Origin of the sequence: Psychrobacter immobilis, from assembly GCF_904846235.1 — a bacterium.
Taxonomy (GTDB): domain Bacteria; phylum Pseudomonadota; class Gammaproteobacteria; order Pseudomonadales; family Moraxellaceae; genus Psychrobacter; species Psychrobacter immobilis_C.
This window is the reverse complement of record NZ_CAJGZN010000004.1, coordinates 132,260-153,458: the sequence shown is the minus strand read 5'-3', so window position 1 is coordinate 153,458 and position 21,199 is coordinate 132,260. Positions and strand designations below refer to the sequence as shown.

Genomic DNA, 21,199 nt, shown 5'->3' with positions numbered 1-21,199 from the left:
TATAAATTGCGAAAGGTGTTATAAGATATTGTCTAAAAAGCCACCACCGCCGCCACGTCCGCCTGAGCTACTACCTAGGACGCTTTGTATCCAACCTTGATAACTGTCACGATTGCGTGAACAAATAATGACTTTGCCACTTCCGGAGAAGTTCAGAACCATACCTTCGCCACTAGTAACAGAGTTGATAATATTGCTCATGATGCCTTTTTTCTTACTGGTCGAAACTGACAACTTGTATTCAAGATTCGAGTCCCAGCAGACCACATGACCGTTATCAATAATGACGTCTTTGTCTGGTGTGACATCAATCTCAAACAACGAGCCAAAACCAGATACCACGACTTGGCCTTGGCCTTGGGTCTGCATCACCATAAAGCCGCCCGTATCACCAAATACTGCACCGCCTAAATTGCGCTGAATATTGGCTCTAATGTCGACGCCAGTTTGGGCCGCGACAAATGCACCATCGCTGAGTGTATACTGCTGCTTGCCAACTTCTATGATTTGCATATCACCATCGAGCGTGGGCGCAAGCAAACAGTCGCCCTCACCATTAACCGCTTCAATCTGCTGTTGAAACAACGATTCATCGTTTGCAAAGCGGCGCATCAGTGACTGCATCAGCCCACCTTGTAGCTTACCTTTCAGCTCAAGATTGGACTCCATCATCACCATTGCATTGGCTTCACAATAAATTGAATCGCCTTTTTTAAGATTACAATGCAAAAAAGGTTCAATAGTACCGATTAAACTGAATGTTGCGGCCATGGCTTGCAAATCCTTATTCTAATATCTTTGTTAAATGCTCTTAATGTGTGCGTGTGCTTTTAGGTACTCTATAGCTTTTATGATAAGCCAATTAAATTTAAAGCCATCAAATGCGTTAAAGGGGCACAATTGATGGCTTATTAGATCATAACCAGACGTCTGATTATGATAATTGGCTTGCTAAACGTTTACGTTGGTTCTAACGTTAAACATTTACGCCATAAGAGGCTGCTAATGGTCCAAGACCACCGCTGAAACCTTGACCAACCGCACGGAATTTCCAATCACCGCTGTGACGATATAATTCACCGAAAATCATCGCTGTCTCAGTGCTGCCGTCTTCTGATAGGTCGTAACGAGCGATTTCAGACTCACCATTGTCGTTTACAACGCGGATGTAAGCATCACCAACTTGACCGAAGTTTTGGTTACGTGCTTGGCCTTCATAGATGATGGCACAGATAGCTACTTTGTTGACGTCAGCTGGAATGCTCGCAAGATTGATTTTGATTTTCTCATCATCGCCATCGCCTTCGCCAGTACGGTTATCACCAGTATGCTCAACAGCGCCGTTGTCTGATTTTAGGTTATTGAAAAAGATAAAATCTTGGTCGTTACGGACTTTGCCTGCTTCATTAATCAAGAAACCGATTGCATCTAAATCAAACTCTTGGCCGTCAGTGGCACGTGGATCCCAGCCTAGGCCGACTGTAATGTTAGTTAAACCTGGTGCTTCTTTTGATAAGTTTACGTTGCCGCCTTTTGTTAAGCTAATAGCCATACAAATATCCTTTGGATTAATAGTTAAGTGGATTGATTGATAAAAAATAAACTAAAAGTTGTGCAGTGACTGATACCTCAGAGCAAATAATAAAAACTTACCTGTACGCTATGCCCTGCATATCATTAGGTTTTACTATACTAAGCGTTTGCTCACTAAGCAAGGCGTATTTTGTGCGCTTACTATATGCTTACTAAGGGACATAATACTTCTGTATCTTTGATAATTTCTAATCAACTTAGCAATAGTCGTTAAGATATTGTTATGAAAAGTAATGTTTCATACAAAAAGGATTTAGCACAAAGGTAGCTTAGATAAAACAATCGCTTTAAAAAGCACCGACTGACTATATGGGCTTAGAATAAACCAACTCATGCCTTAGGTATGCTTCGCAGCTAGTATGAGAGCATGGCATTATATAAAAAACCTATTTAGATAAATATACATGTATCTCTCATTCTGCAAAAACCGACCAGCCAGTTTTTTGTACGAAGCGCTCTAGTGCTTTTAGTCCAAGCTTAGAGTTACCTACATGATCAAGCCCTGGTGACCAAACCGCGATAGACCCTTTACCCGGTGCTATCGTCAAAATACCGCCACCAACACCACTTTTGCCTGGTAAGCCCACACGGTAAGCAAATTCGCCAGAACCATCATAATGACCACACATCATCATCAATGAGTTAATACGACGTGCTCGTTTTTCATTGATTACACGTACTCCTGAGTGCTTATCAACTCCGTTAGATACTAAATAAAGACCGGCACTGGCCAGCTGTTGGCAGTTCATTGCAATTGAGCACTGATGAAAATACGTACCTAATACATTATCCACATCGTGTCTTAAACGACCAAAGGATTTCATAAAGTGCGCCAGAGAGGCATTCCGGTCCTTGTGCGCCATCTCAGAAGCCGCTACTTTATGATCAAAGCGAATGGACTCATCATCTGCAATGAGGTGAACAAACTGCAGAATTTCACCCAGTGTCTCTTTGGGTTTATGCCCCATCATAATAGCATCCACCACGGCAATGGCACCAGCATTGATAAATGGGTTGCGCGGTCGGCCAGACTCATGCTCGAGCATCACAATTGAATTAAAAGGATCGCCAGATGGTTCGCGTCCGACGTGTGTCCAAAGTGTATCGCCTAGCTTGCCAAGACCAATGGTTAGGGTAAATACCTTAGAGATACTTTGGATGGAAAACAGAGTGCTTGCATCACCTGCTGCATACATATGCCCATCAGGAGTCGCTACAGCTATACCGAACTGGTTCGGATCAACATGAGCCAATTGCGGGATATAATCTGCTACTTTGCCGCGGTCAGTTTCTCTTGCCATCTCTGCGGCAATATCATCAAGAATTTTTTGCATATCGTTTATAGGGTCTTATTTCGACAAGTTATTTAAAGATGAGGATTTTAACTGAAGATAGGGTAATAGTAACAGGGCAAACGTAACTTTAACCATTGATTGTCTCAATTATTGGTTATTCCGATATCTTGGGGCTTCAATATGACCTGATAGGGTGGCAAAAACAGTAAGGCAAAATTGTCAAAAAAACAGGCCATACCTGATGATATGACCTGCTTAGATGTATAACTAAATACAGACTACACTGAGAACATGCCTTAGTTCAGGCTTGCTTTCTCAGCTTTACGATGCTGAAGTGACGCTAGCAGCGCCCAACCAATAAAGGCAATACCAATCAGACCAGTGATAATCTCTGGTACATGGAACTTCACTGACAATAGCATAATCAGTGCCAATGCGCCGATTGCATAATGCGCACCATGCTCAAGATAGATGAACTCGTCAAGCGTGCCTTTGTCTACCAAGAAAATAGTCATAGAACGTACGAACATCGCACCAATCGCAAGACCTAACATGATGACAATCACGTCATTGGTAATTGCAAATGCGCCAATCACACCATCGAAACTGAATGAAGCATCTAGGACTTCTAAGTATAAGAAACCAATGATACCGCCCTTCATAATGGCACTGGTCGCCGCAGCGCCCGAACCGTTTTCTTCATTTTCTAGGTCTTCTTCCAAATCGCCCTCAAGCATACCTGATACGACCTGTACGCCCAGATAAACCAAGATACCCCAAACACCTGCGATTAGAACAGCGCTTGACTGCTCTGCATTAGCCCACGATACCGCAATCATCAAGACGATAAGCGCTACAAATACGCTCATGGCATCGACTTTGCCTAGCTTAGCTAAACGGCTCTCAAGCCAGTCAAACCAATGTACTTCTTTGTCATCAAAAATAAAGTTCAAGAATACCAATAGTAAGAAAATACCACCAAATGCTGAGATTTCCGCATGGTGTGCCATTAGTCTTGCCGAGTACTCTTCAGGGCTATATAAAGCCAAGTTGATGACTTCCATCATACCAAGGTCGGCAGTAACCGCGACGATGACAATAGGGAAGACCAATCGCATACCGAATACGGCGATTAGGATACCAACGGTTAAAAATATCTTTTTCCAAAATTCGTCCCAGCCCTTAAGGACTGAAGCATTGACCACCGCATTATCAAAAGATAATGAAATCTCCATGACGGCCAAAATAGCGGTAATAGAAAGAGTGGCTATCATGCCACCCATACCGCCATGTGAATATCCCCACCATGCTGCTATTGCCAAAGCAATTGCGGTGAAAATAAAGTCTAAATAAAAATGTCTCATGACACATCCTGTATGGTTGCGTAAAGCTAAGGTCTACCTAGTATAGGCATGAACCGCAAAAAAGCGGTTATTACTAACCACTTTTTATGCATAATTTTAAACGAAACGTAAAGCATTACTAGTCATTTGGCCATTAAAAATGTGACTATTTGCAACGATGGCGGTTTGCTATTTTGGACGTGATGACGGTGACTAATAACTGACTAAATACCAGTAAATAATAGTTTTAGATATCAACACCGTATTGCTGACACATCGCTTGCAAACCGCCTGAATAGCCTTGACCAACAGCACGGAATTTCCATTCGCCGTTGTGACGATATACTTCGCCAAACACCATCGCTGTCTCTACAGAGTAGTCTTCTGCTAAATCAAAACGTACCACTTCAGTGCCTGTCTCTTCGTTAACGACACGGATAAAGGCGTTTGCGACTTGACCAAAGTTCTGGCTGCGAGCAGCAGCGTCATGAATAGTCACGGTCACGACTACTTTATCTACGTCTGCAGGTACTTGAGTTAGGTTTACTTTGATAACTTCATCATCACCGTCACCTTCGCCAGTACGGTTGTCACCAGTATGCTCGACAGCGCCATTGTCAGACTTCAGCTGATTATAAAAGATAAAGTCATGATCGCCGCGCACTTTGCCTGCGCCATTTAACAGAAATACGCTAGCATCAAGGTCGAACTCAGCACCAGAGGTGGCGCGCTCATCCCAACCAAGACCGATAAGTAGCTTGGTTAAGTTTGGGTCGGTTTTCGTTAGCGATAAATTACCGCCTTTATTAAGTGATAAAGCCATGGTGTTATCCTTTTTATTAGACGTTAGTGGTTTATGAGGTCATCGAAAAAAGGCGATGCTTACGCAATAACTGCGCAAATCCATCGCCTAGTAACGCTCTATCATAGCAACAAAAAATGGCCCAATCAAAGCTGATTGGGCCATTGTTATATTTCATATACATTCGGCAAAAAACAGAAGTTTCAGATACTTATATTGCCCTTATAAATCTATAGTCTTATTTATCAAAATCCTGTTTAAGGTCTTTAAGTTTTAAATCTAAAACTTCGAATTATAGACTTTGACGGTGACGAATCTCAAAGCTTTGATGAATCGGTTTTTTGATATTGAAATCAAAGCCAATGGTTTTTTGCGTGATATCAATGATGTCATAACGCTGAGTCAACTGCTCATCTAACTCAAAACGCGTAAAGTTGTTAGAAAAGTACAAGACACCATCAGAGGTTAGGCGGTTCATCGCACGATTAATCAATGCCGCATGATCACGTTGCACATCAAAAGTACCTTGGAATTTTTTAGAGTTTGAGAAAGTCGGCGGATCAATAAAGATAACATCGAACTGTTCGGTATTGTCTTTAATCCACTCAAAGATATCGGCAGCAACGAATTGGTATTTATTTCGGCTAACGTCCAAACCGTTCAAGACAAAGTTTTGTTTGCCCCAATCTAGATAGTTCTGTGACAAATCGACGCTAGTGACTTTTTTCGCACCAGCAAGCGCTGCATGCACACTTGCGGTACAAGTATAAGCGAACAGGTTAAGTACTGCTTTACCGCGACTGTTATCTTTGATACGAGCACGCATATTACGGTGATCGATAAACAGACCAGTATCTAAATAATCTGTAAAATTGACGTAAAGGTAAGCACCATCTTCGCGCGCAACATGAAACTTGCCACGTTTTTCTGTGGTGTTCTGCTTGCTGTACTGATCGTTACCAGACTGACGAGCACGCGTTTTGATAAAGATCTGTTCACGGTTAATATCAAAGACTTCACGGATACCCATCAATGCCAAGTTGAAGCGTTTCTTTGCAGTCTCAGGTGGGATGGTCTTTGGTGGTGCATATTCTTGCACATGCGCATAATCACCATATAAATCAATCGCGACTTTAAAATCAGGTAAATCAGCATCGTATACACGAATATTGCTTACATTGTCTTTTTTGGCCAGTTTCTTAAGCTTAGCAAGGTTTTTTTGCAGACGATTGATAAAGTCTTGTCCATCTTCTACTTCAATCTCGCGTTTCTCAAAACGACTGACAAGGTTGCCCGTTTGCCCAGCGATGAGCGTTCCGTAGCGGAAATAGACGGTAATAGCACCATTATGACAACGTAAGGTTTTTGGTTCTTTAATCGGTAGAATATCTACTTGTTCAACATGAGAGGCCAATATGCCAAGCATCGGGTCAATGCCACTACCGGCAAAGCTGTCTTGCAAGATAAGCCCAATTGCTTGATACAACGGCTTAATCATTTCTTCATCACCCAAACGCTCACCATACGGTGGGTTGGTAATGACCAAAGGATTGCTCAATCGACCATCATTGACTAATGGCTTGAGCACGTTGCTGAGTTGGTCAAGCGCACGATGTTCGATATCGAGTAGCGGTAAAAGGTCTTGTAAACCTGCGGCAATAAGGTTTTTCTCTGTAGCAAGAATCGCACCACTATCAGCATCAAAGCCCAGCATAAGCGGCAATGTATCAGGCTGCTCATTGGCAATCTCTAATGCTTCACGAAAACGCGTTTGAGCATCATCGATCATTTCTTGCCATAACGTCTCGTCATGATGCTGCCACTGATAAAAACCAAATTGATTGGCAGCTTTGTCGATACCCACGGCATAGTCGCAATGCATCAATAGCGCTTCGATAAGGAAAGTTCCAGAGCCGCACATTGGGTCAATTAACGCATTATAGAAAGGTGCATCGCCAGCTTCATTTTTCTTGTGCCAACCAGCACTATAAAGTAGGGCAGCTGCTAAGTTTTCTTTTAATGGTGCTTCTGTCATAGCCACACGGTAACCACGGCGATGCAAACTGGTACCTGATAAATCTAGATACAACTCAGCTTGCTTGTCATTGATGGTTGCAAAAACAGAGAAGTCTGGGTTTTTGCTATCGACGTTAGGACGGCTGTCGTAAACTTCGTTAAAGGTATCGGCAATCGCATCTTTGATACGTAGCATGGCAAACTGCTGACTGACGGCGACACGCTTATCGACAGACAGACGAATAGCAAAGGTTTGCTCTAGGCTAAACTGCTCAGTCCAATTGACCGATTTTGCCAAGCCGTATAGCTGCTCCGCAACGTCGTATTCTGCATTGATGTTTTTACGTTTAATTAGCATCAATACCCGCGATGCCACGCGTGACCATAGGCAGATAGTATATAGCTCACGTAAGCCACCAGTTACGGCTAGACGGCCGGTACTTTTGATTTCGCTGTCAATGCCAAAACTGGTTAGCTCAGTCTGCAGTGGTGCCTCAAGCCCATCGGCACAGGTAATAATAAGATCAAGCGACAACTCTGGTGAAGCTGCTGTTAGAGATGCGGGCGCGGTTTGTTCGGTCATACGGGTACCTGTGGGCTAAATTGACAAAAAAGCAAATAATAAGATAATCGGTGTAACCGGCAATTTTACCATAATTCACAGTAGGATGGTTCAAAGTAGCCGTGTTTAAGATTTTAAGATGTGATAGTCAAATACGTGAAAATAAATTCTCTACTTACCCTTCGTCAGTGGTAATTCCTCTGGAACGATTTGAGTGGTGGTTGCAAAGGGCTTGGTCGCAATAGGGTAGTCAACATCCTTTGGCATTAGCAGTCGCATATGCGGATAGGGCGTAGAGATATTAGCCGCATCAAATGCAATTTTAATTTCTTCTTGCAGCACTTCTTTAATTTTAGGTATACGTGCCACGGCTGCTGGTTTGACCCAAAAACGTACGATAAAGAACACCCCGTACTCGCCAATTTCTGCCACGGTCGCTGAGGTCTCAGGACGATTAAGCACCGCATCGGTATCGCTAAGTACTTGCAAAATTTCCTTGCGAGCTGTTTCTATATCATCTTCGAATGCGATACGTACGCGAATATCAAAACGTATAAAGTTCTTGGAAGTCAGGTTAATTACCTCGGAGGAGGCAACGTTAGAGTTTGGGATAATGACAGTGATGTTGTCTCGAGTGAGGATATGAGTGGTGCGCAAGGCAATAAGCACCACGCGTCCCTCATTATCATTGATATGAATCCAGTCCCCAACTTGAAACGACTGCTCCAGCAAAATAGTGATACCGGCGATAAAGTTGGCAAGCGTCGATTGAGCAGCGAAACCGACAGCTAAACCGACAATACCCAAACCTGCAACTAACGATACGATATCAAAACCAAATTGTGCCATCACGCTGGCAAGCCCAAGTACCAATAGGAGTACCGACAAGATATTTTTGAGCAGCTGCTCTATCGAGGCATTGAGTCCATAATGCTGTAGGACTTTATGAATAATCTGACCAGACGACGCCCACAGTACGTAGTAGATACCAGCCCACGTACTTGCTTTTGCTGTAGCCTTGATGGTTTCTGGTTCAAAGTTTATCTGACTCATGATCGCTATCAGACTGGCGACAATCCAAACGTAACGTAGCGTTGAGCGTGCAATCTTGGTACGGCGATCATTTAAACGAATTTTGGCTCTGCTTTGCTTGAGAATATAATTGGCCAACCAATAAAAAAATCCCAATACCGCAAGCAGTATTAGGATCTTTATGCCAGTGCTAGCAAGCTCTACTGCTTGAGAAGACCAATTGAGCGACTCTTCATCTATAGATCCGCCAAGCGCAAGGTAGAGACTAGTATGTAGGTCACGAATGATTTCTTTAAAAAAGTCGGTAACACTAGCGATTGACATTGCTTCGTCCATGCAGGGTGTGTGTATACAAGGTTTGATAAATGAGGTGTCCGGTCACACGTCACCTCAAGTTGTCTAGTCAATCAAATATAGCATGAGTGATGACTAAGCCTAACTCTATTTTTTAGAGCAAGACCTAACTGTAAATTAAAAATTGTCTTCTTGCGCGTCTTGAGATTGATAGGGTATCTCCATTTTGTCCTGCACATCACGTAATGCCGTACGCAGTCCTTCTAATATCGTAGGGTGATAAAAAGGCGTGTCAAGCATCTCTTTAATGCTCAAGTCATTGGTAATCGCTGTGGCTAATATATGACCGATGTATTCGGCATCAGGGCCCACCATGCTCGCGCCTAATATTCTGTCGGTTTTTTTGCAGGCATAGATATGTAGTAAGCCGCAGTTGACACCCATCACACGGCTACGTCCTTGATTATCAAAGCTCACGCTACCGATAACAAATTCGAGTTCTGAATCTTTTTGAATCTCTGGTAGCGACATACCAACATTGACGATTTGCGGTGAGCAAAATACGATAGAAAACGGCGTCGCAGGTGGGCGAATATAGGCCGCTTCTGTATTTTCGCAGACCATACTACCTGCACTATAGCCTTCATCGCTGGCCACATGCAATAACGGAATATTAGCATTGGCATCACCAACGATATAGACGTTTAAGTCGCCAATCTGACCTGTTTTTTTACTTAAATCTTTTGGACGGTTCTTATCGTCTAGCTCAACACCTAAGTTTTCGACACCTAGCTGCTTAATATTGTTGCGACGACCAGTAGCAACTAAGACGTACTCGCCTTGCCATTGCTGAGACTCACCAGCACTGTCTTCATATTTGATAAACGCACTTTTATTACCTTCATCTGCTTTTGTGCCTACATCGGTAATTTCGCTGCCTAGATGCATGGTCAATTCATGACCTAAGCAATCGATCGCTTTATTATTGATATCATCATCTTTTAGACCAGCCACTTGTTTGGCACGGTTTAGCAGCGTAACTTCCACACCTAAACGTGTAAATGCTTGCGCAAGCTCTAGACCAATAGCACCAGCACCGACGACAGCCATCGTTTTTGGTAAGTCTTCAAGTTCAAAGACACTATCAGACGTTAGCATGGTATCACCAAGCTTATCTGCCCATCCATCAGGAATAAACGGCGAGCTACCGGTGGCGATAATGATTTGCTCAGCAGCAATCAGCTCATCATTGACCTCGATTAGCCCTTGCTCATTAATACGAGCACGACCGTCGATTTTCTTATGATCAGGCCAGCTGTCCACTTGCTTTTTAATGTAGCTGGCAAAATGACTGCGTTCGTCACGTACACGTTCCATGACTCGTTTGCCATCAATTTGCGCGGTCGCATGGATACCAAACTCAGCAGAACGGTTGGCATCATGTGCGCGATCAGCAGCTGCAATTAGCAGCTTACTAGGCATACAGCCGACCGCTATACAGGTCGTGGTCCAAAATCCTTCATTAATAATGACCACGTCATCTTTGATTTTACTTGCTTGGCGAAAAGCGTTTTGACCTGCGGTACCAGCACCAATAATAGCGACAGATACTTTGCGCGTGACTTCTCTTGGCGTATCGTCAGTGGTCGTGCCAGATTGTTTATTCATATTATTCTCTAATAGGGGCAAGGTTATATTCAGTAATAGACTGAATGCTTGGCTTATATTTTTTATTCGGTTTTTATCGTTCTTATGATTAATACTGATTCAACTATAACGTCAATAATACTAATTTAATTACAGAACCAGTGATTACGGCGCCAATATAGTCAGTAAGCGACTGGTATAGTCTTTGGCACGTAGATTACGCTGCGCATGAGTCAGCTCGCTGTCTTTATTGAATACAAATGCTGAACGTACAAGGCCTAACGTAACTTTGCCATACATATTCTTTTCTTTGATAACGTCAAAATACTGGCATAGCTTTTCGTCGGCATCACTGATGAGTGGAATCTGTAAATCATACTTGTCGATAAATTTTTCATGAGATTCAACGCTGTCACGAGAGACGCCGATAATGTCGTAGCCCAATTCGTCAAAATCATGAAGGTGCGAGGTAAACTCTGTTGCTTGTGTGGTGCAGCCTGGCGTATTGTCTTTGGGATAAAAATATAAAATCAAGCCTTTATCAGTATTAGCGACCATTTCTTTTAGATTGATTTCATCATGAATAAAGTTACCAGCAAGTTTGCGTACTATGGTTACTGGAAAATCAGGTAGGTGAATGGTTTCTGTTGTAGGCTTGGCCATTATAAAATCCTTATTAGTTTTAGTTATGTGTATTGGCTTAATGATGGTTCTATTTATAGTGTTCTTATTATAGGCAGATTAGTAGAAATAAATAATCAGTTTTACACTTTGCCCATTCATTGGCAACAAAAAGACTGGCAATAGCCAGTCTTTTGTATATCAAACGATTAGAGGTTACGCAGGTTTTTGCGGCTTTTTCAAATCCAAGCCAACGGTGCACTGCTGCAAATCTTTTTGCATCGCTTTCACATATGGCAGATTAGAAGGGTCTTTCTTATCTTGTGCGTAGCTTTCAATTTCCCACATTTGACCAATAGTCATGTTGCTGCGCACACCAATAGTACAGTTACATAGTTTGGTTGCGTTGCTTTTATCAGCGACTTTGTATTTGACTGCGCCATTGACACATGAATTGATATTGTCTTGCTTAATGTCAGCAGCGTTGGCTTGTGGCATGGCAAACAGGGCCGCTAAGGCTAGGGGTAGTACTGGCAACAACTTCATAAATTTCCTCTTACGGGTAGCGTCAATTTTTTATCTTTTGCTAAATGCAAAGTCAACTCATCAATATATGAGTGACCGATATCGTCAGTTACATCTTTCGATAAATATAATCGTTCATACGATAGCAAGTATGTCGATTAGAATACAAGAACGACGTGCTGTGTTAATGCAAGCGAATGTTGCGCGAATGTTGATGGGTATCACCATTTCACGCAATATTTAGCGTTAATGCATAGTCAGTTCGATATGATTTAAACATAAGGTAGGCGAGTAGACGTAATGCAAGTAGTAGACTAAGCACGCCTTATACCGTATCCAACTGATATAGGACTGACTAAAATTAATTAAGACTGATAATGAGTAGGGTCGGTTACGCCAGCTTGGGCAAAGCCTTGACGACGCAATGCGCAACTATCACAAACACCGCAAGCAAGACCATTGGCATCTGCACGATAACAAGAAATCGTCTGTCCATAATCGACACCTAATGACAGACCAAGCTCAATAGTTTGGGCTTTTGACAGTTGCTGCAATGGCGTTTGAATCGATAAGCGATGACCAGTAACGCCCGCTTTTGTCGCGAGATTGGCCATATGTTCAAAGGCAGCTATATACTCTGGGCGACAATCAGGGTAGCCAGAATAGTCAACTGAGCTGACACCGATGACGATATGATTGGCGTCAGCGACTTCGGCGACTGCTAACGCGTACGATAAGAAGATAGTGTTACGCGCAGGCACATAGGTATTTGGGATAGCGTCGTTATCGATTTCGTCGCGTTTTTTGCTAGGGAATTTGTCCGAATCACCGTCTGGCACAATCATGCTGTGATCTGTTAGTGATGAACCACCCAGTTGTGCGATATCAATATCGATGATTCTATGATTGACGCCTGCTGTCTCAGCGATGGTCTTTGCGGCCACAAGTTCACTATTATGACGCTGACCATAGTTAAAGCTGACTGCTGTCACTGATGCATAGCGCGCTTTTGCCCAATATAAGCAAGTCACCGAATCGAGACCGCCTGATAAAAGGACAACCGCATTTTGGCTTTTGGTAAGAGCAGCTAAGCCAGCATCGGATGCTTGATTGGAAGTGTTTTGCAAAGTAACGTTAGTCATAGTGATGTCTATTATTGGTTTACGAAAACGGCTATTTTAGCAAAAATACGTCTACTACAGAACCACGAAGCGACCAATCACCCGTCACTAAGCTGCCAAAGCAAATTTAAACAACAGGGTCATAAAATAAAGTCGGTATTACTGTCATCTTTTCAATCTGTTAGCAATATTTGTTATAATCGCAGCTTTTAAAGTATCAGTCACATGACATTGCAGATAATGCTTTAAAAGCCTTATCGCAAATCGCTTTATAGTAAAACCACCCTTATAAAGATATTGAGTAACTTATGACCGCAGCAACCTTATTTACGCCAAATATTCCTTCTCAAGCTGATGATGTATCTGATGCAACGAGCTTTGATACTCAGGCTTTAAACACCGATACTGATAGTAGGGAGTACGATGACGTCTCTGAAGATGGCAGTGATGAGGACATGATTGACGAGCAGTTTGCCGATGCGCAAGCACCTACTGAATCAGCGTACTTTCGTAAACTACAAAAGAAGCTGCGTCGCCAAGTCTCTTGGGCAATCCGCGATTTTAATATGATTGAAGATGGCGATGTGGTGATGGTCTGTGTTTCGGGTGGTAAAGACAGCTATACCTTACTTGATATTTTATTGCTGTTAAAACGCATTGCACCGATTCATTTTGATATCGTCGCGGTGAATCTTGATCAAAAGCAGCCAGGCTATCCGGAAGACATTTTACCTGCGTATCTAAACGAGCAGGGCATCGCCCACTATATTTTAGAAAAAGACACCTATAGCATCGTCAAAAGCGTGGTGCCAGAAGGTAAGACTTACTGCTCGGCATGCTCACGTCTACGCCGCGGCTCACTATATGGCTTTGCTAAACAAATTGGCGCGACTAAGATTGCCCTTGGCCATCATCGTGACGATATGCTGGCGACCTTCTTTTTGAACTTATTTCATGGTGGTGCGCTCAAATCAATGCCGCCCAAGCTACTGAGTGATGACAAGCAAAATATGCTGATTCGCCCATTGGCCTATGTCGAAGAAAAAGACATTATTGAATATGCCAAATTAAAGGAATTCCCAATCATTCCTTGTAACCTATGTGGCAGCCAGACCAACCTACAACGTGCTATTATCAATGACATGCTACGTGAATGGGATAATGCTCACCCGCAGCGTTTGGCTTCGATCTTTAAGGCAATGCAAAACGTTGCGCCATCACAATTAGCTGATCGTGAGCTTTTTGATTTTGAAACACTCAGTCTTGACCGTGATAATAATGAGCGTTTATTTGAAGGCGACAATATTCAAGCGGGGCAGACAGATAGTTTGGCTGAGATTGGTTTACCGGTATCACCAATGACGCAAACGTTCAATCCTAAGTTTGCTAGTGACAAGCCTTATTCGACAGAGACGGATAAAGCCGCGCAAAATGAGCGTAAAACACAGAAAATTCCAACGATTAACCCAGTGATTTAGTAGTTGATGGATTAAAGCTATATTAGATAATACCTATTAATTATTAGGCTATTAAATAGCTCAAAAAAAACCAGCCAATCTTTGATGAATGGCTGGTTTTTTTATGTCTGGATGCTAATAACAGCATTAACTCTTTGCAAAAACCGGTAGCGGGTCAAAACTGACCTTTGAACGAGGCAGTTTTGCGACATCTTGCATACGCCAATCATCTTTACCGTCGTTACTAACCTGTAGGTAATACTTGGCTTTTACAGGATCAATATCGACTTGGGCGCTGTATTTATTGCCCTCAACATGCTTAAGGACAACATCGCGGTCTTTTTTGATATCCGTTGCATGAGAAATAGAAAGTTCCAACGTATCAGGATAGGTAAGTGGTGTGCCGTTTAGCAGCTTGCCTGACTGGACGCTTTGCTCAGGGTAGTTAAGATAAAACACAATATCGCCATTTTCTGCAAATTGCATTTGTCCATGCAAGTCTAAGTCATACGTGAGCTTGTCACGAGACACATCGTGATAGAGCGTTTTGCCATCCATATACCAGTCGTCACGTACTACGCTATCACGGATCTGGTAAGAGTAATAAACAAACCAAATACAAGCGATCACGACCGCAGCAGGCATGCCAATCACAAAGATAACGACCATGTAATTTTTATACCATGGCTGCTTATCTTGATGTTTAAAGTTCGGTGCTGGAGTAGACATAAAATACCTATGCATCAGATACGCATTCAATAGATAGCTGTTCATTATATATCTACAAATGGTATCAACGGATAATTTGGCGGCTAAGCGCTGCCAGTTTAATGATAAAACGTGTATCCAATAGCCTTTCGCTATAACAATTAGTTATTTAACTACTTGCACTAGCTACAGACTACCGAATGATATACATGAAATTAAACAATAGGTCTGCTAATCATTTACTGACCTTGGGTCGTAAAGATATTTTGTTTGCTTACCTTATACTTACCGTTTTCGCTGCTCACATTTAGCGTGACAGGTGTTTGGCCAAACTCTATCACATCAGGATCACCATAAATACTAACTGGCATATCAAAGCTTTCGCCAGCTTCTAATGGTACATCGTTAAAGCGCAGCTCTAAGCTCAGCCCTTTTTGCGGTGCAAGCGTTATCGTGTAGGTATGAGCGTCCTGAGTCTTGTTGGTTAGCTTAACGATATAGCTGTTTTCGATCATGCCTTGATTGTTGATAGATGACAACTGATTACGGTCACGGCGGATATCAATCTCTAAGGGCACGCGATCGGTTAATGCATATATAACACCGCCACATAGTACGGCTAATAATGTCAAATAAGCAAATAATCGTGGACGCAATACGCGGCTTGGCTCTTTTTCTGCTAGCTGACGTTCGGTCGTATAACGAATCAGTCCACGCGGATAGCCGACCTTGTCCATCACTTCATTACAGGCATCAATACAAGCCGCACACTGGATACAGGCAACTTGTAACCCATCACGAATATCGATACCAGTAGGGCAGACCTGCACGCACATGGTACATTCAATGCAGTCGCCTAAGTGCTCTGGATTTGTGCCTTTTTTACGAGCGCCGCGCGGCTCACCGCGTTCATAATCATAAGATACGATCAATGTGTCTTTATCAAACATCACACTTTGAAAGCGGCCATAAGGACAAATCTGTACACACATTTGCTCACGCATGTAGCCTGCATTGGCATAAGTGGCAAAGGTAAAGATAAACATTGAAACCCATACCCATGTTGGCCAGTCAGGGAAGGGAATCACTCCTATTGACTGCCAGCTATGATATAGAGAATCTGTACCTGCCACATAACTAACAAAGGTCGCTGCTGTAATCACAGAAAGCAAAAACCAAATTGAATACACAACCGTACGTTTGAATACTTTGCTCGCGCTTAATGGCGCTTTATCAAACTTGATACGTTTATTACGGTCGCCAATCACCCATTTTTCGACATATTGGTATAGATGCGTCCATATCGTTTGAGGGCAAGCATAACCACACCAACCGCGCCCTGCATATACCGTCACCATAAACAGCGTAAACGCGGCAATAATGGCAAATGCAGCAATAAAATAAAAATCTTGCGTCAAAAACGTCATGCCAAAAATATAATAATGCTGAGATGGCACATCAAACCATATTGCTTGTCTATCATTATAGCGCAGCCATGGCAAAAGTAAAAAAGCCGCCAAAAGGGCATACATCGTGATGACACGAATATTTTGATAAAAACCTGTGACAAACCTCGGATGCACACGATGCTTGGTTGCATCAAGATCGACTTGTTGTACAGGAATTTTATTGGATTGTTGTGCTGACATAAACGTGCCTCTTTAAAAAAGAATCAGTCTGCTGGCATGATGAACAAACACCTCTAGCGTCGAGGTATATGAGTGTATGATGTTATCAATGTCAGTAAATAGCGGATAGGAAATTCGATGAAAAACCTTCTAATCTGCTTACCAAATGATCGATTGTAAATATAGTTGGTTCAACATAATCTTGATACAAGCAAAGGGGAGTAAAGGTACTACAAATAGTAGACTAAACAAACCTGCATCTAATTTATGTGAAGTTGACTATCGTGTTATGTGATTGAGTCAGAGCGATATAAAGCCATAACCAATAGACTATTTTAAAAAATAGCTATTCTAACATTCTCCCTACTAATAATGGGGTGATAATCGTAAAAAGCAACGAATATATGAGAACGTTTTCTAGTGTTTATAGCCGCTCATCATTGACATTTCTAAATAAAAATCAATACCGCTATACGCAAAAGGGAGAACTGCAATAACAGTTCTCCCTTCATTAAATCTCGTCCATATTCAGTACAGTAACAACGTCTTAGTTAGCAGTTGCTTCTTCATTTGCTACAGGCTGAGTAGCTGCAGCAGTAACCGGTGCTGCTTCAGGTGATTTGCTTGTTTTATCTGATAGTGAGTAGATATAAGCAGCAAGTAGCATGATGCGCTCATTACCTAGCTTAGTTTCCCACTGAGGCATAACGCCAGCACGGCCATAACGTAATGTATTACGTACAGTCTCACGCTCACCGCCATATAACCAGATATTGTCAGTCAAGTTTGGTGCACCTGCTGAAATCATACCTTTACCGCTTTCAGAGTGACATAGTGCACATTGTTGCTTAAAGATAGCTTCGCCTTGATTAACCAAGGTTTGATCAAGTTCACCGTTACTCTTACTACCGTTATTTGGAGATAGTGACAATACATATTCAGAAGCTGCACGTACACCGTCTTCGCCGATCTGATCGCGCCAAGCAGGCATACCGCCAATACGACCATTATGTAGCGTAGTCAGAATGTTGCTAGCTTCGCCGCCGTATAACCAATCATTGTCTGTTAGGTTAGGGTAGCCTGTCGCACCTTTAGCGTTAGAGCCATGACATACAGAACAGTTCTGTAGGAACAAGCGGCTACCAACTTTTAAAGCATTTGGATTTTCAGACAGTTTCTCGACGTAAGGAGCAAGTTCTGCAACTTTTTCGTCAATTTTAGTCTGTAGATCTGCTGGTGGGTTTTCGCTACGACGCATGGTCGCTTGTAACTCGTTTAGCGTACCAAGTGTCGTAGTCGCGCCTGCAGCGTCTGCTTTTACCAAAATGCTTTTTTCAAAGTTATCAGTAAATACTTTGTTGTTCTGTTCAAGTTCACTGAACAACTCGTTTTTAGAGGTCCAAGGTACCGTTTCGCCATCGACTTCTACTGTGGCAATACCGTCCCAATGCTTAGGGAACATGGCTGGGAAAAACACCCAGTAAGCGATGCCCCAGACGATTGAGCCAAAAAATATCACTAACCACCACTTGGGCAGGGGTTTGTCGTATTCTCGGATGCCATCATATTCATGACCTGTTGTACCGTCTTCTTCTACTTCTGGCTTGTACTTTAGAACCATCAAAAGGACGCCAAGAATAAATAGCCAACAAGCAAAACTAAATACAGTGATCCAAGAACTCCAAAAAAATGTCATCGTTTATCCTTATTGCGCTGCTCTTCAGACAGAGACTTTATATCCTCGTCATCAAGCGCAAGTTGTGCATCTTCTTCGAAGCGTTTTTTGTTTTTTGGCGAATACGCCCACCATGCAACGCCTACAAAGGCAACAAAGGCAGAAACGGTCGCAATTGTTTGTAATTCACCAATACCCATTAGCGCTGTCCTTCCATTGCGGTACCTAACTGCTGTAGATAGGCGACCAAAGCGTCAAGCTCAGTAGCGCCAAGCACTGCATCTGGAGCGCCTTCAATGTCTTCTTCAGTATAAGGAACACCGAAGCGATCGCGGAATAGACGCATTTTAGCTTGAATGTTTTCGCCATCTACTTCGTTAGTCGCCAACCAAGGGAAACCTGGCATAACTGATTCAGGCACTAGCGAACGTGGATTGATCAAATGTTGCTTTTGCCAATCTTCAGAATAACGGCCACCAACACGTGCTAAATCTGGTCCAGTACGTTTCGATCCCCATAAGAATGGATGATCCCACGTCGACTCAGCGGCACGTGAATATGGTCCATAACGTTCAACTTCTGCACGTAATGGGCGAACCATTTGAGTATGACAAACGTGACATCCTTCACGGATATAAATATCACGACCTTCAAATTCAAGCGCTGTCCAAGGCTCCATGGCAGGAAGGGGAGCGTTCACCCCACCTTCTTCAGGACCCTTGTTGTCATAGATCAATGGCACGATTTCAACTAGCGTTGCAAAACTAATAGCAATCACGATACCAATGACTAACAAGCCTGTATTTTTTTCAATAATTTCATGCGGTGTACCAGCCATGATCGCTCCTTATACGTTAGCTGTCGAAGGTTTTTCGACACTAGGTTCATGATCCGTTGGATCAGCGACATCTACAGGCTTACCTTCTGGCATTTTGAGTGTTTTATAGCAGTTATAAGCCATTACAAACATACCCGATACATATAAGAAGCCACCAAATGCACGGCCAATATATGGGAAATGCGAGAATTCAACAGTATCAACGAAGCTATATACCAAAGTACCGTCTGGGTTAGTAGCAAGCCACATCATGCCTTGGCCAATACCTGAGATCCACATAGACACGATATAGAAGATCGTTCCTGCAGTCGCAAGCCAAAAATGCGTGGTGATTAAGCTGATAGAGTACATCTTCGGTTTGTTATAAATACGTGGTAACAGTACGTATAGCGAACCAATCGTAATCATACCAACCCAGCCAAGTGCGCCTGAGTGTACGTGACCAACTGTCCAGTCAGTGTTATGCGATAGCGCATTCACTGTTTTGATAGACATCATTGGGCCTTCGAACGTCGACATCGCGTAGAACGACAATGCAACAATCATAAAGCGAATGATCGGATCGGTACGCAGCTTATCCCAACTACCTGATAGCGTTAGTACACCGTTAATCATACCACCCCAAGATGGTGCGAATAGGATGATTGAGAAGACCATAGCAAGAGACTGCGTCCAATCAGGAAGCGCTGAATAATGCAAATGGTGACCACCAGCCCACATATATGAAGCAATCAATGCCCAAAAGTGAACGATAGACAAACGATAAGAATAGATAGGACGGCCAATCTGTACAGGAACGAAATAATACATCATTCCAAGGAAGGCTGCCGTTAAGTAAAAACCTACCGCATTATGCCCGTACCACCACTGCACCATCGCATCAGTTGCACCGCCAAATAGCGAGTAAGATTTGAACGCGCTAACAGGAATCGCCATGCTGTTTACGATGTGTAGTAGTGCAATCGTAATGATGAAGGCGGCAAAGAACCAGTTAGCCACATAAATATGTGAGGTTTTACGTTTGATGAGTGTACCGAAAAATACGATGGCATAAGAGATCCATACCAAGGCAATTAGGATATCGATCGGCCACTCAAGCTCAGCGTATTCTTTAGTTGAGGTCAAACCTAGAGGAAGGGTAATAACAGCGGATACGATAACCGCTTGCCAACCCCAAAAGGTAAACCAAGCCAAATATGGCGCAAATAAACGCGTCTTACAGGTACGCTGAACGATGTAGTAAGACGTTGCGAACAGGGCAGAGCCACCGAACGCAAAAATCACCGCATTGGTATGCAGTGGTCTTAAACGACTAAAGGTCAGCCATGGAATGTCAAAGTTGAGTGCTGGCCATGCTAACTGTGAAGCAATGAACACACCAAGACTCATGCCGACGATGCCCCAAACGACAGCCATGATCGTAAAAAATCTTACGATAGTAATTTCATACTCACGGTCAACTGGGGCGACTGCTGTGTTTTGTAAACTCATTGGATGATTCCTTTACAGCCCGAATTATCAACAGAATTAACCAACAATCTATGTTGTCTGCACTATAAACACTCTCAAATTTGTATTTATACTAGCGCCAACACATGTTGTTTTTTGGCTTATTTAGTGTAATGACGTCATTAACTATCGATTTAGGCCCTTACTGTCTATTAGTTAATACTAATAAATAGAAATAGGCATTTCGTACATCTTACTTAAGGTCAATCGATAGTAGGATTGTTAATAGATCATCAAGGTAAATAAGAAGACGCGCCGTTTTGAGCATCAAACATCTCATAAGGCTAAATATGTATCTTAATTATTACGAAAAAATCTGTACTAATGAAGATAGATACCCATATCTATAGGGCTATTAAAACGCATTGACCATAGATGTATGCTAGCGGCGGCTGACAAAAAACACGATTATGTAATGTTTGGTTAAAACTCCCGACTCTGTTTAAGGGTATTGTAACGCAATCCTAATTAAATATCATCAGAACTATGCGCCAAAATACAAACTCTTTGGTATAAATGTTAGCGAGCAACTT

General features: G+C 42.6%; 18 protein-coding genes. 1 reads left to right on the top strand and 17 read right to left on the bottom strand.

What is annotated here, in order from left to right:
- Positions 1-18: 18 nt before the first annotated feature.
- The 11 genes from JMX07_RS04115 to queC all read right to left on the bottom strand — a co-directional run bounded on the left by JMX07_RS04115 (position 19) and on the right by queC (position 12,872).
- Positions 19-771 (bottom strand): TIGR00266 family protein, encoded by a 753-nt coding sequence (locus JMX07_RS04115; RefSeq protein WP_057760834.1) that lies wholly within the window; start codon positions 769-771, stop codon positions 19-21.
- A 205-nt stretch (positions 772-976) separates the two neighbouring features.
- Positions 977-1,552 carry a TerD family protein gene (locus tag JMX07_RS04110; RefSeq protein WP_057760832.1) on the bottom strand — a complete coding sequence of 192 codons (576 nt, stop codon included), beginning with the start codon at positions 1,550-1,552 and terminating at the stop codon, positions 977-979.
- Positions 1,553-2,006: 454 nt separating this feature from the next.
- Entirely contained in the window at positions 2,007-2,927 is a 921-nt protein-coding gene (locus JMX07_RS04105; protein ID WP_201606445.1) for a glutaminase, read from the bottom strand.
- A gap of 257 nt (positions 2,928-3,184) precedes the next feature.
- A complete protein-coding gene (locus JMX07_RS04100; RefSeq protein WP_057760827.1) occupies positions 3,185-4,252 on the bottom strand; it encodes a DUF475 domain-containing protein in 1,068 nt (355 codons plus the stop codon).
- A gap of 226 nt (positions 4,253-4,478) precedes the next feature.
- Positions 4,479-5,054, bottom strand: coding sequence for a TerD family protein (locus JMX07_RS04095; RefSeq protein ID WP_057760825.1), 576 nt, complete (start codon positions 5,052-5,054; stop codon positions 4,479-4,481).
- A gap of 271 nt (positions 5,055-5,325) precedes the next feature.
- The gene (gene rlmKL / locus JMX07_RS04090; protein ID WP_101206444.1) at positions 5,326-7,632 is read right to left on the bottom strand and encodes a bifunctional 23S rRNA (guanine(2069)-N(7))-methyltransferase RlmK/23S rRNA (guanine(2445)-N(2))-methyltransferase RlmL; all 2,307 of its coding nucleotides are present in this window, start codon (positions 7,630-7,632) and stop codon (positions 5,326-5,328) included.
- 150 nt (positions 7,633-7,782) lie between these two features.
- Positions 7,783-8,967 (bottom strand): mechanosensitive ion channel family protein, encoded by a 1,185-nt coding sequence (locus JMX07_RS04085; RefSeq protein ID WP_201606443.1) that lies wholly within the window; start codon positions 8,965-8,967, stop codon positions 7,783-7,785.
- 147 nt (positions 8,968-9,114) lie between these two features.
- Positions 9,115-10,605, bottom strand: a complete 1,491-nt coding sequence (locus JMX07_RS04080) for a dihydrolipoyl dehydrogenase (protein WP_201606441.1) — start codon at positions 10,603-10,605, stop codon at positions 9,115-9,117.
- A gap of 144 nt (positions 10,606-10,749) precedes the next feature.
- Positions 10,750-11,247: a peroxiredoxin gene (locus JMX07_RS04075; RefSeq protein WP_102093622.1), complete on the bottom strand. Its 498-nt coding sequence runs from the start codon at positions 11,245-11,247 to the stop codon at positions 10,750-10,752.
- A 174-nt stretch (positions 11,248-11,421) separates the two neighbouring features.
- On the bottom strand, positions 11,422-11,751 hold the full coding sequence (locus tag JMX07_RS04070) for a hypothetical protein (protein ID WP_057760815.1): 330 nt from the start codon (positions 11,749-11,751) through the stop codon (positions 11,422-11,424).
- 344 nt (positions 11,752-12,095) lie between these two features.
- Positions 12,096-12,872 (bottom strand): 7-cyano-7-deazaguanine synthase QueC, encoded by a 777-nt coding sequence (gene queC / locus JMX07_RS04065; protein WP_201606440.1) that lies wholly within the window; start codon positions 12,870-12,872, stop codon positions 12,096-12,098.
- Between the two features lie 287 nt (positions 12,873-13,159).
- On the opposite strand from queC, the gene ttcA reads away from it, so the two are divergent.
- A complete protein-coding gene (gene ttcA, locus JMX07_RS04060) occupies positions 13,160-14,329 on the top strand; it encodes a tRNA 2-thiocytidine(32) synthetase TtcA (protein WP_201606435.1) in 1,170 nt (389 codons plus the stop codon).
- A gap of 126 nt (positions 14,330-14,455) precedes the next feature.
- Here ttcA and JMX07_RS04055 read toward each other — a convergent pair whose 3' ends face one another.
- The 6 genes from JMX07_RS04055 to ccoN all read right to left on the bottom strand — a co-directional run bounded on the left by JMX07_RS04055 (position 14,456) and on the right by ccoN (position 20,648).
- On the bottom strand, positions 14,456-15,037 hold the full coding sequence (locus JMX07_RS04055; RefSeq protein ID WP_057760810.1) for a FixH family protein: 582 nt from the start codon (positions 15,035-15,037) through the stop codon (positions 14,456-14,458).
- 218 nt (positions 15,038-15,255) lie between these two features.
- Positions 15,256-16,665 carry a cytochrome c oxidase accessory protein CcoG gene (gene ccoG / locus JMX07_RS04050; RefSeq protein ID WP_201606426.1) on the bottom strand — a complete coding sequence of 470 codons (1,410 nt, stop codon included), beginning with the start codon at positions 16,663-16,665 and terminating at the stop codon, positions 15,256-15,258.
- A 526-nt stretch (positions 16,666-17,191) separates the two neighbouring features.
- Positions 17,192-18,340 (bottom strand): c-type cytochrome, encoded by a 1,149-nt coding sequence (locus JMX07_RS04045; RefSeq protein WP_201606424.1) that lies wholly within the window; start codon positions 18,338-18,340, stop codon positions 17,192-17,194.
- The gene (locus tag JMX07_RS04040) at positions 18,337-18,519 is read right to left on the bottom strand and encodes a CcoQ/FixQ family Cbb3-type cytochrome c oxidase assembly chaperone (RefSeq protein WP_010199605.1); all 183 of its coding nucleotides are present in this window, start codon (positions 18,517-18,519) and stop codon (positions 18,337-18,339) included. Before JMX07_RS04040 ends, JMX07_RS04045 begins: the two co-directional genes overlap by 4 nt.
- Positions 18,519-19,157: a cytochrome-c oxidase, cbb3-type subunit II gene (ccoO, locus tag JMX07_RS04035; protein ID WP_057760802.1), complete on the bottom strand. Its 639-nt coding sequence runs from the start codon at positions 19,155-19,157 to the stop codon at positions 18,519-18,521. Before ccoO ends, JMX07_RS04040 begins: the two co-directional genes overlap by 1 nt.
- A gap of 9 nt (positions 19,158-19,166) precedes the next feature.
- Positions 19,167-20,648: a cytochrome-c oxidase, cbb3-type subunit I gene (gene ccoN / locus JMX07_RS04030; RefSeq protein WP_057760799.1), complete on the bottom strand. Its 1,482-nt coding sequence runs from the start codon at positions 20,646-20,648 to the stop codon at positions 19,167-19,169.
- Positions 20,649-21,199 lie beyond the last annotated feature (551 nt).